Here is a 15,941-nt window from a genome sequence, read left to right as displayed (position 1 = left end):
GCCTAAGATCTCTCCTCTAATTTAGCCGTTAATTCCTTGCACAATACTGTAAGTATCACGTGCAATGACAAGCTCTTCGTTTGTCGGAACCACAAGCACCTGAACCTTGGAACCAGCCGTAGAGATGCGGCGCGGATCGCCGGAGCGGACCTTGTTAGCTTCTGCATCCAGTTCGATTCCGAGGAACGTAAGATTGTTCAGTACTTTTTCACGCAGCAGGGAAGCATTCTCGCCCACACCGGCAGTAAACACGATTACATCTACGCCGTTCATGGCAGCTGCGTAAGAACCGATGTATTTACGCAAACGGTACTCGTACATTTCAAAAGCAAGCGTAGAATTAGCCTCACCTTTCTCCGCACCGTCAATAATATCACGCATGTCACTGCTAACGCCAGAAATAGCCAGCAGTCCGCTGTGCTTGTTCAGCATGGAGTTCACTTCACCGACAGACAGCTCTTCCTTGTTCATCACATAAGGAACAATTGCCGGGTCAAGGTCACCGCTGCGTGTACCCATCATCAGGCCTTCCAGAGGAGTCATACCCATGGAAGTATCCACCGACACGCCGCCATCAACTGCAGTCACGCTTGCTCCGTTACCGATGTGGCAAGTGATAATCTTCAGTTCGCCCAGCGGACGGTCCAGATAATCTGCAGCAGCTTTGCTGACGAAATCATGGGAGGTACCATGCGCGCCGTAGCGGCGGACTTTGTATTTGTTGTACAGCACTCTCGGAATGGCATACATATAAGCCTTCTCAGGCATCGTCTGGTGGAAGGCAGTATCGAATACAACAACCTGAGGCACACCTGGCATATTAATTTCAGTCGCTGTAATCCCCATCATAGCAGCCGGGTTATGCAGCGGCGCAAGGTCAAACAGCTGGCGGATCTTCGTCTTCGCATCTGCATCTACAAGTGCGGAAGCCTTGAAGAATTCTCCCCCGTGTACTACGCGGTGCCCTACGGCATTGATCTCGTCGGTGGAAGCAATTACGCCATGTTCCTTGTCAGTCAGACAAGCAAGCACTTTGCGGATTGCCGTGTTGTGTTCAAGAATTTCGCTTACTTCAGTTACTTCCTGTTTGCCGGTTGGCTTGTGGTTCAGAATGGAGGAATCCATCCCGATACGTTCTACCAGACCTTTGGCAAGTACAGATTCATCTGTCATATTGTACAGCTGGTATTTCAATGAAGAACTGCCGGAGTTAATAACTAAGATATTCATACACGGTCACCATCCTTGTCATACTTGAAGAAGCCTTCGCCCGATTTCGCACCCAGTTGACCTGCACGTACCATCTTCTTAAGAATCGTGGAAGGACGGTACTTGAGTTCGCCGTATTCACGGAACATGTTCTCAAGTGCAGCAAGAACGGAATCCAGACCGAAACGGTCTGCCATTTCAAGCGGTCCGTTCTGGAACTGGTAGCCAATGCGCATAGCATCATCAATATCTTCAGGAGAAGCGACACCTTCCTGCAGCACATGCATAGCCTCGTTAATGAACAGGCAAATGAGGCGTGAGGTTACAAATCCCGGGGATTCATAGATCATTACGCCTTTTTTCTCAACGATCTCATCAACAAAGGTTTTGGTATCTTCAAAAGTGCTGTCGGAAGTTTTCAGTCCGCGCACGATTTCAACCAGATCTACCTTCCCTACAGGGTGTATGAAGTGCATGCCGATTACGCGTTCCGGATACATTGTCGAGCTTGCAAGCTCAGTCAAACTTAAAGTTGACGTGTTGCTGGCAAGGATAATGTGGCTCGGACACACCTGATCGAGCTGATTGAATACCTTCTGCTTCGCTTCCAGATCTTCAACGATGGTCTCAATGACCATATCGCAGGAGCTCAGTTCAGCAAAATGTGTCACTTTTTGGATACGGCTAAGAATCAGTTTCTTCTCCGCTTGGGTAATGGCCCATTTCTCCAGCTGTTTGTCGAGACTGGTCTCGATCATTTCGTAGGAGTAGTTCAATCTGTCTGCAGTTTTCTCCACCAGCATTACATCCAGGCCCTTGGCTGCCAGCATTTCAGCAATCCCTTGTCCCATTGTGCCACCGCCGATGACACCGATCTTTTTAAAATTCATTTAAAAGTCTCCATCCTTTCAGGTATCTATACTTTTGTATTGTACCTTGTCTGTCGAAAAAAATATGTAGCCCGACATATAATGATATCTTAGCATGTCTGAAAAGTAAAAAAAAATAACCGGCATAAAGAATTATGCCGGTAAAAGGACACTGTCACGAAATTGACAACGAAATTGCTCTCCGGAGAGAACTTCTTCCTTCATTAAAATGTCAAGAGAGTAATCAAATACATTTCTTTGCTTATTGAGCAGGTCATTCGTGCGGACCATCAGCTCATCCAGTATTTTACTATTCTCTTTCATCAGCTCTTCAGTGGTTACCATTTGCAGATTCGCAATCCCAAGGGAGGTAAGTCCTGATTTCATCATTGTTTCGACAATACTCAGCGCCTGGTCAAAGTCTCCGCGTGAACCGGTACTGCGTCCGCCGTAATACATCTCTTCGGCAGCTGCTCCGCCCAGGGCAATCATGATCTGATTCTCCAGATAATCCTTCGTGTACAGATACTGCTCGGTCTGCGGATTATGTCTTACATACCCGAGAGCCTGTCCGCGCGGAGTCAGGGTAACCTGGCTAACGCTTCCCGGACGCAGCAGTTCAGCCATAATAGCATGTCCCAGCTCATGAATCGCTACCCGCTGTTTCTCCTCATGATTCGTTTCCCGGTCGGTCTTCTCACCCATCATCACTTTGTCAATTGCCATCGAGAGATGACGCTGCTCTACCTGGGTCAGATTCTCACGCATCATGTAAATCGCCGCTTCATTCATCACGCTTTCCAGCTGAGCACCCGAGAAGCCGTAAGCTTCCTCGGCGATTTTATCCAAGCTTACTGTTTCATGCAGGGGTTTGTTCTTGGCATGCAGATCGAGAATCGACTTGCGGCCTTTCTTGTCGGGCATGTCCACCTGGATGTGGCGGTCGAACCGGCCCGGACGAAGCAGTGCGGAATCCAGCATTTCCTTGCGGTTCGTTGCTGCTACCAGCAGAATGCGCGGGGTTTCATTGTTATAGATCCCGTCCATCTCGGTCAGCAGCTGATTAAGCGTCTGGTCGTATTCACGCTGCTGCCCGCCTTCACGCTTGCCGCCGATCACATCAATCTCATCGATAAATATAATGGCACTTTGTTTATTCTCCTTAAGCGCACGGGTACGAGCATCCTTGAACAAATCACGGACACGTCCGGCACCGACACCTACATACATTTCCACGAACTCACTGCCTGAAGCAGCTACAAAAACAGAGTCGGTATAATGTGCCGCAGCCTTGGCCATCAGCGTCTTGCCGGTTCCCGGAGGCCCTGTCAGCAGAATCCCCTTCAGCGGGCGAATCCCGAATTTGCTGATTTCTTCATGCCGGATCAGAAAGTCCAGTGCTTCCCGCAGTTCCTGCTTAGCGTTGTCCTGGCCGCCGATTTCCTCAAAAGTCAGCTTGGACGGCCCATTCTTCTTGCGTTTCTTATCTGCACCTGCATTTACCGCCAGACCGCCGCGTGCGTGGGCAATAAACAGGAGGGCAGCGACCATGCCGAAAGCTATAATTACAGGGAAAATGTTAATCCCAACAAAAACCATAAAAATCAGCATAACCGGAACAAATCCGGCCAGGACCTCTTTCCAATACTTAGGCATTGTTCCACACTCCCATCGTAGCCGCCGCACGCGGCAGAATGATGAACTTACTCTCCGTACCGTTGCTCAGGCTCACATACACGTTGTTGTCGTCTATTTCCGTTGTTGCTGTAACCCCGCTGTACTTGCTGTCTTCCATCTTCAGACCATCCAGCTTGGCAGGGATTAATGTATACTTCCGGCTCTCCATCGCCTCTGCAACAGAGAACATGGCTTTATCCCAATACTCATCCAGCAAAGCGCTGGAGTTCTGTTCGACATCCAATTTGAGCGTCCGGCCGTTGATAGCTGAGCTGCCCTCTTTGGATACATACTGCACGAGCTCACGTAATTTCGTGCCCGGCTGCAAATCAAGTTTCAAAGTAACCTCATTGCGTTTAATACTAATATGGGAATCCTTCACTCCCTCATAGGATGACACAAGTTTTTGCAGCGGCTCCTGCACAGCGAACTGGCGGTACGAATACCAGCCACCGAATAACAATGCAGCGGACAGCAGAGACGTTAGCAGTACAGGCATAAGACGCAGTTTCAAGAAACGTCCTCCTCTCAAAGATGACCGAACATAAATCTATAATAATGACCAAACTAGCGTGTCTAGCGCCCTTCCGAGACTGACATGCTCTTAAGCATGTCTTGATACAAGTAGTAGTATATCACAGGTGTATATACGATTTTACATAAAAGTGTGAATATATTTAAAATTTTTGATTCTAATTTCTGGATGATCCAGTAGATTATCTTTCTTATCGGCAATAAATGTGGACAGAATTAGCTTTGCCGGTAAGGATAATGAAAAAGAGCGCCCTGTAGGCATATAAATGCCTGCGGCGCTCTCTTTTGAAATGATATGGACATAGGAGTAGCGTTAATTCCTCCAGGTCCAAAGCTGAAGCGGTTTCGCCTCTTTTTTAAGGTCGACGCTTCAAAAAAACCGTCTGCAGCTGGCGCGGACTCAGATTCCGTTAATTGTGCAGATCAGGCGGATTTGCGGGCCAAGCGGACTCAGATTCCGTTAATTAACAATCACACCCCATTTCGGGCTTAAATGAACAAGATAACGGAATCTCAGTCCGCTTCGATGCCAAAATAAGCTTTTTAGAACAAATAAGGGCTTCTCAGTCCGCTTCACTCATTGTTAGTTTGAATTTACACTTTAGCTTGGTGCTGTCTGATTTCGCCGGCCATGTACTCTGCATAATCAATTAATAACGCCTGATCATATCCGCCGCGGCTTATCCCTCCGCTATATTCATCCAGGCATTGCTTAAGCAATCCATGATATTTAGCCGGCAAATGCTGCAGTCCCCATATCCCGCCTTCCTTTTTGGAGGATATATATCCTTCCTGCAAATAATACAGCACCCGGCACAAATTCAGTGTGTAATAGACTGGCAGATTCATAATGTTCTGCGGCGCATCTCCAATATCACCAAGAATGGAATCCAGGTAGTACTGCCGGTCTACCGGCAGAAATGCTTCCCGTATAGGCTCACCATACAGGATAATCCCCCGCTGATATACGACCGCGAAATGTGCCGCCAGATCGGCATCCTCAAACCCCCCGCACAGATAATGCTCATCATTTCTATACCGGTCCAGATGAAAGTCCGAGAAATGAAACTCAAAAGGTGTTGGATGTACAAAATTCTTCAAATATTTCTTCAGTACTATAGTTAGCTCAACCCCGCGCCGGTTCGGCAGACTGTCGTGATAAGCAATCACTTTTGTGGCCAATTTCCTGCTGACCTCTACAGGCAGCTTGTCGTGTACGACAATCAGCAGATCAATATCACTTCGATCCTGATGAAAGCAGCCCATAGCCAGCGAACCATGCAAATAGATCCCCGACAGATTGGTCCCAAGCTCATCCTTGAACAGTTCCACCGCTTGATCTAAATAAGCCAGAACTTCCATTTTATTCATCCCCCTGTATGCAAATCACGAACGTTTCTGCTGCTGATTTTGTGTATTACAGTATTGCAAATCATATGTATTTCCATATATACGGATTGATACTGTCAGATCTTCAACCGGCTCTCCAGCCGTCAGCTTTACATTTATAATTAAGCCATAGTTAACCCGGAGCCACAAGCGCAAGAATAATTCTAGCCGTTCTCCCCCTAAAATCAACTTTTCATTTCAACAAAAAAGCAGGAGAACAGTGACTCTGTTTCCCCCGCTTAAATTGTAATATACTGCCTGCTGCCGCTTACCGGTTAGGCAGGCTATACCCTTCACCGATGGCACTGCCGTCTGTGAAGCGGTAGAAGCTGTAATAGAACCTGCCGTCCTTTTTGTAGAACAGCTGCCAGGCATATTCTCCGTTATACACTCCCGGCAGCAGCCGCTTAATCGTAATACCCGGAAGCTGGGCAGCTATAATATCACGGATTTGCGCCTCAGAAGTCCCTTTGCTGAGCTCCTCCGCGTATAAATCGTTGTCGCCTCCGGCTGGCTGGCCTTCCTTGGTAAAGCGGACCCAAACCATCAGCTCGGTTCCTGCATCATTTTTTCCGGTAAGCACCCAGTAAATCGCATTTTCATCCCAGACGGATTTCTGTGCTTTGGATACCTCAGTTAAGCCGTCCCGCGCTCTGGCAATCTCTTTGGCTTCACTCCGCTCGTTCCACTGATCCTTCATAATGTAGGCATAAAACTGGCTTAGTCCGAACAGAAGGAGCAGAACCAGGGAAATCCCCAACGGAAGCCATTTTCTCCTCTTCTTCAACATGCAGCTTCCTTTCCATATAACCTGTATTACCGTTTAAGCAGCCCCTCGAACGTTTCCTGCGCTTTGCGGCGGATGGCTTCTTCATCTAGTGTCAGGCATTGTCCGTGCTTCACAACCTGTTTGCCGTTCACCCAGACATGCTCCACATCCTTGCCACTGGCTGAATATACCGCATGGGACAAAAGATCGGTATGCGGCAGCAAATGCGGCTGATCAATATCAATCGCGATGAAGTCGGCCTTCATCCCTGCTGCAAGCCGGCCTACCTGGTTCAGGAAAATAGACTGTGCACCATATTCGGTCGCCATCAGCAGCGCCTCTGGAGCCGGTACTGCTGTAGGATCACCGCTTACGCCTTTGTGAATCAGCGCGGCCAGCCGCATTTCTTCGAACATATCCAGGTTGTTGTTGCTTGCCGCACCGTCCGTACCCAGGGAGACCTTAACTCCTGCTCTAAGCAGCTCAGGAACACGGGCTACTCCGCTGGCCAGCTTCAGGTTGCTGCCGGGATTATGGGATACGCCAACATTGTGGCGGGCCAGAATCTCAATCTCTTCATCGTTCAGATGAACACCGTGGGCGATCAGGGACGGCCGGGTGAACATTCCCAGCTTCTCCAGATGAGCGACCGGACGCAGGCCGTAATCGGCCACATTCTGCTCCACTTCATGACGCGTTTCGGACATATGCGTGTGCATCGGCAGATCAAGATCATGAGCCGCCTGGACAAACTTCATGAAAAACTCCGGAGGACAGGTGTAAGGCGCATGCGGCGAGAGCATCGCAGTAATTCTGCCGTCAGCCTTGCCATGCCAGTTCCGGGCAAAAGCAATCGCCTCAGCCAGCTTGTGATTCTGCACCTCTTCCGGACACAGGCCAATAACACCGCGCATAAGTACTGCACGGATGCCTGACTGCTCTGTAACCTCAGCAACCCGGTCCATATGATCATACATATCGAGGAAGGTCGTAGTGCCGCCCTTCAGCATCTCAAGAACAGACAAAGAGGTTCCCCAGTACACATCTTCACCGGTGAATTTCTCTTCCATCGGCCACATTTTTTCCTGCAGCCAAGCCTGCAGCACCATATCATCGCCGTAGCCGCGCAGCAGCGACATCGCCGCATGGCCGTGGGTGTTGACCAGGCCGGGCATGAACAGCAGACGGCTGCCGTCAATAACCTCTGCGCCCTCTTCAATTACAGGCTTCGCTTCACCTATGTAAGTAATCAGATCATTTTCGATGGTCATATAACCGCTCAGCACCGGCTTATCACTGCCAGGTACCAGAAAACGGCCGTCTTTAATAATGGTTTTATTGCTGCTCATCTTCAGCTTCGTCCTTTCCGTCATGCAAATAATACGCCAGACTCTGCAAATCCGTAGTGAAATCGGCGGCATGAATCCGGATATTAGCCGGAGTCTTAAGAATTACAGGGGCAAAATTCAGGATCGCCTCAATGCCCGAATCTACCAGAATGTCAGCAACGTTCTGTGCTTCACTGTCCGGAACGGTAATAATCCCGATGCGGATGCCCTGTGCACGGATGGTATCCCCCAGCTCACTCATCGGCTGAACAGTCAGCGAGTTGATCTGCTGGCCTACCTTAGGCTCATAAGCATCAAATACAGCTGTAATCTTCATCGTATCCTTCAAGTAGGCATTGTAATTCGACAAGGCGTGGCCGAGATTACCTGCACCTACCAGAGCTACATTAATCTGCTGGTCCAGCTTAAGAATATGTCGGATCTTCTCGATCAGATAAGAGACATCATAACCAATGCCCTTTCTGCCGAAATCACCAAAATAAGCCAGGTCCTTGCGGATCTGGGCGGGGTTGAGATCAAGCTTCTGTCCCAGCTCCTGAGAAGAAACTGTTGAGATTTCACGTTTTTGGAGATCGTTCAGGAAACGCAGGTACACTGGGAGTCTGCGAACGACGGCCTCCGATATTTTATCCGATTTCATGTTTTCTCCTCCTAAAAGTTTGATAGCATATGCTTCGTGATAAGCCGGTTATAGGAACCGTGCTCCGGGACTGCCCGGTGGGCAGCAGCCGTGGAGCGCGGGACTTCAGAACAATAATTACTTATACATAATATCAACCGGCGACGGATTATTAAACCCCGCCATCTTCAAGCCATTCTGCAATCCGCGGAACGATCTGATCCGTCAGCATATGCTCCATCTTGGGACCGGGCAGCGAATACAGGAAATACTTCCCATAATAAGATTCGATTACCCTGGTATCATATACAATAACGATTCCGCGGTCCTGCGCGGTGCGGACCAGCCGCCCGAAGCCTTGCTTGAAGCGGATTACGGCCTGCGGGACGGACAGCTTCATGAACGGATTCTTCTTCTGTGCCTGGAGCAGCTCCGACTTCGCTTCAGCCAGCGGATGATTAGGCGGCTGGAACGGAAGTCTGACAATGGCCAGACAGGTCAAAGCTTCCCCGGGAATATCTACACCTTCCCAGAAGCTGCTCGTACCCAGCAAGACAGACGCCGAACTGTCCTGGAACCGCCGGATCAGCTTGCTCCGGCTGCCGCCTTCTACGCCCTGTCCAAGCACCGCGATATCCTGCGAAGCCAGGGCCTCCTTCAGCGGATCATAGACCTGGCGCAGCATCTTGTAGGAGGTGAAGAGCACAAGCATCCGCCCGCGGGTAGCCACGGCAGTTTCTGCCAGAGAATGGACCAGTGTATCCACAAAGCGGGCATCCCCAATGCTTCCCTTGACACTCGGGAAATCACGGGGAATGACAAGCAGTGCCTGCTCACGGTATTTGAACGGCGACGGAAGCAGGGCTGTCATCAGACGGCCCTGCTCTGCAGCCTCACCAAGACCGAGATTATCTATCATGAACTGGAATGACTTATCCACAGACAAGGTGGCCGAGGTCAGGATGATACTCTTCTTCTTGTCGAAGAACAGCTCCCTGAGCTGGGTGCTCACATCCACCGGAACGGCATACATCTGCAGCGATTTGCCGCGGTAATTGCCGCTCCCCTCCAGCCAGTAGACGATATTCTCGTCGTTCAGTCCCATAAAGAAACGGATCTGCTCCCGGATGGAGGCCAGGTCCTTGAACAACCCGCCGATATCCGTCACAAGACTGTCCGAAGAGGACTGGCTGTCCGTATCACGCATCTCACTAAGCATTTTATCACCCTTGCGGATGATATCGCTCAAGCTGAGATGGAGTGTATTCTCCAGAGCAGCCAGCTCCTCCCACTCTTTGGGCTTCTTGCCCGGCTGCAGGCGTGCGACAAGCTGGCCGGCTTCACCGGCTCCGGCATCGCTGCGTTCAGGCAGCAAGCCGAAGAGCTTGTCGCTAAGTGTATCCCAGGACTCCTTGACGGTAAGCAGATCCGGATAGATCCGGTCGATAACACTGCTCCATTCCGAAGCCTGCTCACTGCCGGACGATTGCAGGGTCTGGCGCAGGGCAGGCAGCTGTCCGCTCCGGCTGTCCTTGTACAGACGGGTGAGCGTATGCGCCACGGTGAAATATTTCATCTGCATTCCGAGATGTTTGCCGGCAATGTCCTCCAGATGATGCGCCTCATCAATGATGAGATGCTCGTAAGCCGGAAGCAGCTGATGCCCGGCCTTAACATCTGCGAATAACTTGGAGTGGTTAGTCACCACCACATCGGAAATCCCGGCTTCATGCTTGGCCCGGTGATAATAACATTTCCGGAACCACGGACATGAGCGTCCCAGACAAGAGTCGGTATCACTGGCTACGGTCTCCCAGAAATCACCGCCGCGCCCGCTTAAGTTCAGCTCTTCATCATCGCCGGTCTCCGTCTGGGTCAGCCAGACCATCATCTGCGCGGCCGTAAGCGCTTCTTCCCTGGGACTTGTGAAGTCCCTTTTATTAATTCTATGTTCAAACTTGCGGAGACACAAATAGTGACCTCTTCCCTTAAAGATCGCTGCCTTGAACGGGAAGGGCACAACACTCGTCAAAAGAGGGATGTCGCGCTCACGCAGCTGATCCTGAAGGTTGATCGTATGAGTGCTGACCATGACCTTCTGATTACTGCGGACACTGTGATAAATGGCCGGAAGCAGGTAGCCCAGCGATTTGCCGGTGCCGGTTCCTGCTTCAATCAGCAGATGCTTATCCTGATCAAGCGCCGTCATGACCTCCTGGATCATCAGTTCCTGGGCTTCACGGCTCTCATACTGCGGCAGGGTATCCTTCAGGCGCTTGGTTACCTCTTCCATATACTCCCCGAAGGTAATATTCTGCAGCGGGTTGTCAGATCCTTCCTCCCGCGGCGGAGGCAGCTCTGCCCAGTCGCCTACAGCAAGGGCCAGCTGACGGTAGAAGGTCAGGTCTCCTTCCGGCTGGAAGGTCTCCATTTCGCGCTCACGCAGCAGACCGTCGAAATACCAGGCCAGGTCACTGTCTTCATCGGCGAACAGCTCATTGAGCCGCTGGATGGTCAGGAGAGGCAGGCTGTCCAGCTCCTCCAGACATTTCAGCAGCACAAGAGCAGTTGCGAGGGCATCACTGTCCGCTTGATGGGGACGCTCATGCGTAAGGCCAAAATGGCTGCTCACGGACCCAAGCTGATAGGTAGTCAGCGAGGGAAAGCATATTTTGAGAAAATCGATAGTATCCAGAATCCGGCCCTGAAACGGCAAATAACCGCAGCGGTCCAGCGCATTCTGCAAGAAATGAAAATCAAACGCCACATTATGTCCAACCAGCACAACATCATCGAGCAGCGGCACCAGTTCCATCATCATCTCATCAAGTTCCGGCGCATCCTGCACATCACTGTCTGTAATTCCGGTCAAGCCCGTAATAAAAGGAGGAATGGGTGCTCCGGGCTTGACATAGGAACCATACACCCGGGAGATGGACCTGTCTTCCTCTATAATGGCAAGGCCAACCTGGATGATCTCTCCCACAGATTGGGTTCCCGTAGTTTCAAAATCAAGCACGGCAAATTTCATTATAAGTTCTATTCCCTTTCACTTGAGACTCTTTATCAGCATAACAGAAGTTACGAAAAAAGGCGATGCACACCCCTGGTGAAGCAGGCCCACATCGCTTAAACGGATGAAAATTAATTATAAAAGCGAGACCAGCTGTTGTCCGAACTGAAGCTTCCCGCCCCGCTTGCGGCAAACCTCCAGGTTAATGTTCGGCTCAGGAAGAGCGGGATCATGCAGCAGAGAAAGACTGAACAGCTCACTTGCTTCATTAAAACGTTCCTGAGAAGCTCTGATGCAGCCAAGCGCATTATAAATCATCGCCTTCAGCTTCGTTTCACGGATGAGGCCGAGCATATGATTCAGATGCCCCCATGCCGTCTCCCCTTCACCCTCCTGCAGATAAGCCATAGCCAGATACAGCCGGGCAGCCAGACTGTCCGGGTGCCGGGCAGTGACTTCCTTGAACTGTTCGATACATTTGCGGTACATAAGCAGCTTATAATAACCCTGTCCCCTGACAAAAGCATCCATAGCAAGCTCTGGCGCTTCCTCCTCAGGTATTTCCTGCTCCGGCTGCGGCTGAAAATCTGCCTGATCGCGGAACTGGCTAAGCTTCTCGGCAAAGGCCAGCCATTCATCCATTACATCATCGCTGATCCTGTGGAGCATATTATATTTGGATAAAAGGTCGTTGCGGCGGGCACCCTCCGCAGTAGGATAGTCAGCACTGATCTCCTGCAGCATCTTGTTCATCTCAGCAAATAAATGTTGAAACACCGGACATCCCACCCTTACTGATAATGAATTCAGCTTAAGCTTGCCTGACTTCATTTTTCACAAGTAGGGGTGTCTTCATCCCTGCCATTGATTACATGGCTCAAACAGCGTGATTTAGGCAATCGTCGCGTGAATCTCATGATCCGCCAGCTTCACCGGCTGATTGTCGGCATCTACAAATACAACAGTCGGCTTATGGTCCGCCAGTTCTTCGGATGACAGCATCGCGTAGGAAATGATGATAACGGTATCCCCCGGCTGCACGAGGCGTGCGGCTGCACCGTTCAGACAAATAACGCCGCTGCCGCGCGGACCGGGGATCACGTAGGTTTCCAGCCTGGAGCCGTTATTGTTATCCACGATCTGCACCTTCTCGTTCTCCAGCAAATCCGCGGCTTCCATCAGATTCTCATCAATGGTAATGCTGCCGACATAATTCAAATTGGCTTCCGTAACGGTGGCCCGGTGAATTTTGGACTTCATCATATGTCTAAACAAGAGCGTGAGCCTCCTTAGGAATAAATACATTATTGTCGATCAGGCGGGTTCTGCCGAATTTCACGGCAAGTGCCATAATGACCTCTCCGCCGGCTGCACTCAGCTTACTGCCGCCTTCCAGGCTCTCAAGATCCGGGAAAGTCAGTATTTCTGCGTAATCAATAACCGCAAGCGGGGATTCAGAAATAACTGAAACCAGCAGCCCCCGGGCCTCATCCACCGTTCTCACCTTGCCGTCTTCCAGTGCCTGGCGGACTTCGCGCAGGGAACGGGACAACACCAGTGCCTGTCTGCGCTCTTCAGCGCTCAGATAGACATTGCGTGAGCTGAGGGCCAGTCCGTCTTCTTCCCGCACGATCGGGCAAGCGATAATTTCAACATTCATATTCAGGTCCGCCACCATCCGGCGGAGAACAGCTACCTGCTGGGCATCCTTCAATCCGAAGAAGGCATAATCCGGCTGTACAATATTGAACAGCTTGCTGACCACCGTAGTCACTCCGTCAAAATGGCCCGGACGCGAAGCTCCGCAGAGCTGTGTTGTAAGGGAAGACACCGAAACTCCCGTGCGGATCGGCTGAGGGTACATTTCCTCGACAGTAGGGATAAACACAATATCCGCACCCTCACGTTCAGCAAGCGCCAGATCACGCTGCTCATCGCGGGGATAGGAAGCATAATCCTCATTAGGACCAAACTGCAGCGGATTGACAAATATACTCATCACCACTGTGCCGCTCTTCTCACCTGCTGCGCGCAGCAGGCTGGCATGGCCTTCATGCAGATAACCCATGGTAGGTACAAAACCGACCGGCCCATGGCCGCCTTGACGCATATATTCCAGCGCTTCACGCAGCTGTGCAATTGTTCTGATTACTCTCATCTTATTTCGCTCCTTTGCCGGCACCGCCGTATAGGGATTCCAGTACCGTTTCATCCGCGTTAAACACATGTTCCTCCGCCGGGAAGGAGCGGTCTTTCACTTCCCGCACATAGCTGCTGATGCCTTCACGGATCAGACTGCCGACATCGGCATAGGTTTTGACAAACCGTTTCTCCCGGTAAGGGGAGGCATAGCGCAGCACATCATGGAACACCAGCACCTGACCGTCACAATAGCGGCCCGCGCCAATGCCGATGGTCGGAATACTGATTGCCTTGGAGATGGCTGCGGCCACTTCTTCCGTCACCAGTTCAAGCACGATGCCGAAGGCTCCGGCAGCTTCAAGCGCCTTCGCTTCATCGATCAGCCGCTGTGCATCCTTGGCATCCTTGCCCTGAATCCGGTAGCCGCCGATCATATTCACCGATTGCGGAGTCAAGCCGATATGTCCGAGAACAGGCACTCCGGCGGCAACTACAGCGGATACCGCATTGCAGATTTCAAGGCCGCCTTCCATTTTGACTGCATGGGCCTGGCCTTCCTGCATCAGCCTGCGCACCCCGCGCAAGGTCTCATCCACACTTCCGTGATAGGTCATAAAAGGCATATCCGCGATAATAAATGTGTTCTGCGCCCCGCGCTTCACCGAACGGGTATGGTAGACCATATCGTCTATGGTAACCGGCAGGGTGGTATCGTAACCAAGCACGACATTCCCGAGCGAGTCGCCTACCAGAATCAGGTCGACGCCTGCCTCCTCGGCGAGCAGGGCTGAGGGATAGTCATAAGCGGTCAGCATGCTCAGCGGCACACCTTCCGTTTTCATTTTTTTCATTTTGATAATATTCAGCGGATGTTTCTCTGCCATTAGCTCTCATTCCCCTTTTCCATAAAATACGCGTTACCGCGCAAACAAAAAAACCTTTTAGCATGGTCCGCTAAAAAGGTCCGAAGGGCAAAAAAGAGTCACTCGCGATCGTCCCTTCTGTCTCGGTCCTTACGGCTCAGAGCAGAATCCAACGTAACCGTTACATACAGTTATGAAGGTAAATCCGGTAAAACAACTCTATAAAAGTTCAGTTGCTTAAGTACAGCTCGCCATAGCGATGCCGCCTCTGAAGCTATTATAACAAAATCTGCAGACAATTACACCTAAAAATATGACATAAGGCGGCATGTCTTGACGCTCAGATCATTTCGATTTCCCCTGACAGCACGCTTGTAATCTCACCAGCGCTATTGCGCAGCCGCAGTCCTCCGTTGTCATCCAGACCTACTGCAGTGGCTTCGCTGCGGCCTTGCGGCGTATTTACACACACCTGGCGGCCCAGCGTAACCGACATCGACTCCCAGAGCTCCCGAATAGGCTGGAAGCCCTGCTCTATGTATTGAAGATACAGATATTCAAGCTCAGCCAGTACCGCTTCCGCAAGCCTGGTACGGTCAACGGGAATGCCGCCCCCTTCAATCAGCAGGGAGGTTCCCACCTCCTGCAGTTCAGCCGGGTAATCTTCACGGGTCAGATTAACGGCAATGCCGATTCCGGCGATACAGTAATGAAGACCACCTTCCCTAAGGGAGGATTCAAGCAGAATGCCGCAAATTTTGCGTCCGCCGGCCAGCAGATCATTTGGCCACTTGATGCCGGCAGGAACACCGGTAACCTCACGGATCGCTGTGCAGACAGCTACACCTGCCAGCAGAGTCAGCTGCGGGGTCAGGGACAGCGGGAGATTCGGACGCAGCACCAGGCTCATCCAGATTCCCTTGCCGCGCGGGGAATGCCACTTGCGGCCCATTCTGCCCCGGCCGCCGGTCTGCTCCTCGGCCATAATCGCGGTGCCCTCAGGGGCGCCGTTCTCGGCCAGCTTCTTGGCTTCCTCTTGTGTAGACGCCACCGAATCCATCCGTACGATTTCGCCAGGCCAGCTTGAAACGAAGTCCTTCCGCTTCATATGGCCGGGCGGCAGCGTATCATCACTCTTCATCACTATCCATCCTTTGTGCTTCCTGCAGCAATAATTGTTTGTCATTTGCAATGCCGCCCGCTGCGGCTGCCAGCAGCAGCTTGTTCAGCAGCACGCCAAGCCATGGCCCGGGCCGCTTCTGCAGCACCCCGGCCAGCTCGTGGCCCGTCACCGCCAGCTCCGCAAGACTGCGGAGCGGCATAGCTGCGGTCCAGGAGCGCAGGAGCTGGGCTTGGACGGTGGCGGAAACGGGCTGATGCCCGGCGGCGGCGGGGCTGAGGGCAGGCGGCACGGTGGCGGCAGGACGGAGGGTAGGCGGCGCTGTAGCCGCGCCCGCTGAACCCTGCGCCAGATCCGGCGCAGGGACAGGCCCCGCGGCGGCCTCCCC

The 15,941-nt window shown here is 51.6% G+C and carries 14 protein-coding genes and 1 pseudogene; all 15 read right to left on the bottom strand.

Annotated elements, in window-relative coordinates:
• Window positions 1-21: 21 nt before the first annotated feature.
• Entirely contained in the window at window positions 22-1,230 is a 1,209-nt protein-coding gene (locus QW71_RS31225; protein WP_039308826.1) for an acetate/propionate family kinase, read from the bottom strand.
• A complete protein-coding gene (locus QW71_RS31220) occupies window positions 1,227-2,099 on the bottom strand; it encodes a 3-hydroxyacyl-CoA dehydrogenase family protein (protein ID WP_039308825.1) in 873 nt (290 codons plus the stop codon). The genes QW71_RS31225 and QW71_RS31220 overlap by 4 nt, the downstream gene beginning before the upstream one ends.
• 132 nt (window positions 2,100-2,231) lie before the next feature.
• Complete coding sequence (locus QW71_RS31215; RefSeq protein WP_039308822.1) at window positions 2,232-3,734, bottom strand: AAA family ATPase; 1,503 nt, start codon at window positions 3,732-3,734, stop codon at window positions 2,232-2,234.
• Window positions 3,727-4,269, bottom strand: a complete 543-nt coding sequence (locus QW71_RS31210) for a hypothetical protein (RefSeq protein ID WP_039308820.1) — start codon at window positions 4,267-4,269, stop codon at window positions 3,727-3,729. Before QW71_RS31210 ends, QW71_RS31215 begins: the two co-directional genes overlap by 8 nt.
• Before the next feature lie 614 nt (window positions 4,270-4,883).
• The gene (locus QW71_RS31205; RefSeq protein ID WP_039308816.1) at window positions 4,884-5,651 is read right to left on the bottom strand and encodes an aminoglycoside adenylyltransferase domain-containing protein; all 768 of its coding nucleotides are present in this window, start codon (window positions 5,649-5,651) and stop codon (window positions 4,884-4,886) included.
• Between the two features lie 295 nt (window positions 5,652-5,946).
• Window positions 5,947-6,468 carry a DUF5590 domain-containing protein gene (locus QW71_RS31200; protein ID WP_235441605.1) on the bottom strand — a complete coding sequence of 174 codons (522 nt, stop codon included), beginning with the start codon at window positions 6,466-6,468 and terminating at the stop codon, window positions 5,947-5,949.
• Between the two features lie 26 nt (window positions 6,469-6,494).
• Window positions 6,495-7,796 (bottom strand): amidohydrolase, encoded by a 1,302-nt coding sequence (locus QW71_RS31195; RefSeq protein ID WP_039308810.1) that lies wholly within the window; start codon window positions 7,794-7,796, stop codon window positions 6,495-6,497.
• Window positions 7,783-8,436: a redox-sensing transcriptional repressor Rex gene (locus QW71_RS31190; protein WP_039308806.1), complete on the bottom strand. Its 654-nt coding sequence runs from the start codon at window positions 8,434-8,436 to the stop codon at window positions 7,783-7,785. Before QW71_RS31190 ends, QW71_RS31195 begins: the two co-directional genes overlap by 14 nt.
• Window positions 8,437-8,587: 151 nt before the next feature.
• Window positions 8,588-11,446, bottom strand: a complete 2,859-nt coding sequence (gene dinG / locus QW71_RS31185; protein ID WP_039308803.1) for an ATP-dependent DNA helicase DinG — start codon at window positions 11,444-11,446, stop codon at window positions 8,588-8,590.
• A 117-nt stretch (window positions 11,447-11,563) separates the two neighbouring features.
• The gene (locus QW71_RS31180) at window positions 11,564-12,205 is read right to left on the bottom strand and encodes a hypothetical protein (protein WP_039308800.1); all 642 of its coding nucleotides are present in this window, start codon (window positions 12,203-12,205) and stop codon (window positions 11,564-11,566) included.
• Between the two features lie 114 nt (window positions 12,206-12,319).
• Window positions 12,320-12,703 carry an aspartate 1-decarboxylase gene (gene panD / locus QW71_RS31175; RefSeq protein ID WP_039308797.1) on the bottom strand — a complete coding sequence of 128 codons (384 nt, stop codon included), beginning with the start codon at window positions 12,701-12,703 and terminating at the stop codon, window positions 12,320-12,322.
• Complete coding sequence (gene panC / locus QW71_RS31170) at window positions 12,696-13,586, bottom strand: pantoate--beta-alanine ligase (protein WP_039308794.1); 891 nt, start codon at window positions 13,584-13,586, stop codon at window positions 12,696-12,698. The genes panD and panC overlap by 8 nt, the downstream gene beginning before the upstream one ends.
• A gap of 1 nt (window position 13,587) precedes the next feature.
• On the bottom strand, window positions 13,588-14,454 hold the full coding sequence (gene panB / locus QW71_RS31165) for a 3-methyl-2-oxobutanoate hydroxymethyltransferase (protein WP_039308791.1): 867 nt from the start codon (window positions 14,452-14,454) through the stop codon (window positions 13,588-13,590).
• A 319-nt stretch (window positions 14,455-14,773) separates the two neighbouring features.
• Complete coding sequence (locus tag QW71_RS31160; RefSeq protein WP_052770474.1) at window positions 14,774-15,574, bottom strand: biotin--[acetyl-CoA-carboxylase] ligase; 801 nt, start codon at window positions 15,572-15,574, stop codon at window positions 14,774-14,776.
• Window positions 15,564-15,941: pseudogene (locus QW71_RS31155) on the bottom strand (hypothetical protein); the annotation flags it as partial. The pseudogene QW71_RS31155 and the gene QW71_RS31160, both read right to left, overlap by 11 nt.

This window comes from Paenibacillus sp. IHB B 3415 (assembly GCF_000802655.2).
In the GTDB taxonomy this organism is placed as follows: Bacteria; Bacillota; Bacilli; order Paenibacillales; family Paenibacillaceae; genus Paenibacillus_AQ; species Paenibacillus_AQ phytohabitans.
The sequence above is the reverse complement of the archived record's forward strand: the minus strand, read 5'-3'. Positions and strand labels throughout refer to the sequence as shown.

What these genes read in the sequence shown, in the direction of transcription:
- QW71_RS31200 (WP_235441605.1), bottom strand. Translation starts at nt 6,468, where the DNA reads ATGTTGAAGAAGAGGAGAAAATGGCTTCCGTTGGGGATTTCCCTGGTT.
- QW71_RS31225 (WP_039308826.1), bottom strand. Translation starts at nt 1,230, where the DNA reads ATGAATATCTTAGTTATTAACTCCGGCAGTTCTTCATTGAAATACCAG.
- QW71_RS31160 (WP_052770474.1), bottom strand. Translation starts at nt 15,574, where the DNA reads ATGAAGAGTGATGATACGCTGCCGCCCGGCCATATGAAGCGGAAGGAC.
- QW71_RS31190 (WP_039308806.1), bottom strand. Translation starts at nt 8,436, where the DNA reads ATGAAATCGGATAAAATATCGGAGGCCGTCGTTCGCAGACTCCCAGTG.
- QW71_RS31220 (WP_039308825.1), bottom strand. Translation starts at nt 2,099, where the DNA reads ATGAATTTTAAAAAGATCGGTGTCATCGGCGGTGGCACAATGGGACAA.
- panC (WP_039308794.1), bottom strand. Translation starts at nt 13,586, where the DNA reads ATGAGAGTAATCAGAACAATTGCACAGCTGCGTGAAGCGCTGGAATAT.
- panB (WP_039308791.1), bottom strand. Translation starts at nt 14,454, where the DNA reads ATGGCAGAGAAACATCCGCTGAATATTATCAAAATGAAAAAAATGAAA.
- dinG (WP_039308803.1), bottom strand. Translation starts at nt 11,446, where the DNA reads ATGAAATTTGCCGTGCTTGATTTTGAAACTACGGGAACCCAATCTGTG.
- QW71_RS31195 (WP_039308810.1), bottom strand. Translation starts at nt 7,796, where the DNA reads ATGAGCAGCAATAAAACCATTATTAAAGACGGCCGTTTTCTGGTACCT.
- QW71_RS31215 (WP_039308822.1), bottom strand. Translation starts at nt 3,734, where the DNA reads ATGCCTAAGTATTGGAAAGAGGTCCTGGCCGGATTTGTTCCGGTTATG.
- QW71_RS31205 (WP_039308816.1), bottom strand. Translation starts at nt 5,651, where the DNA reads ATGGAAGTTCTGGCTTATTTAGATCAAGCGGTGGAACTGTTCAAGGAT.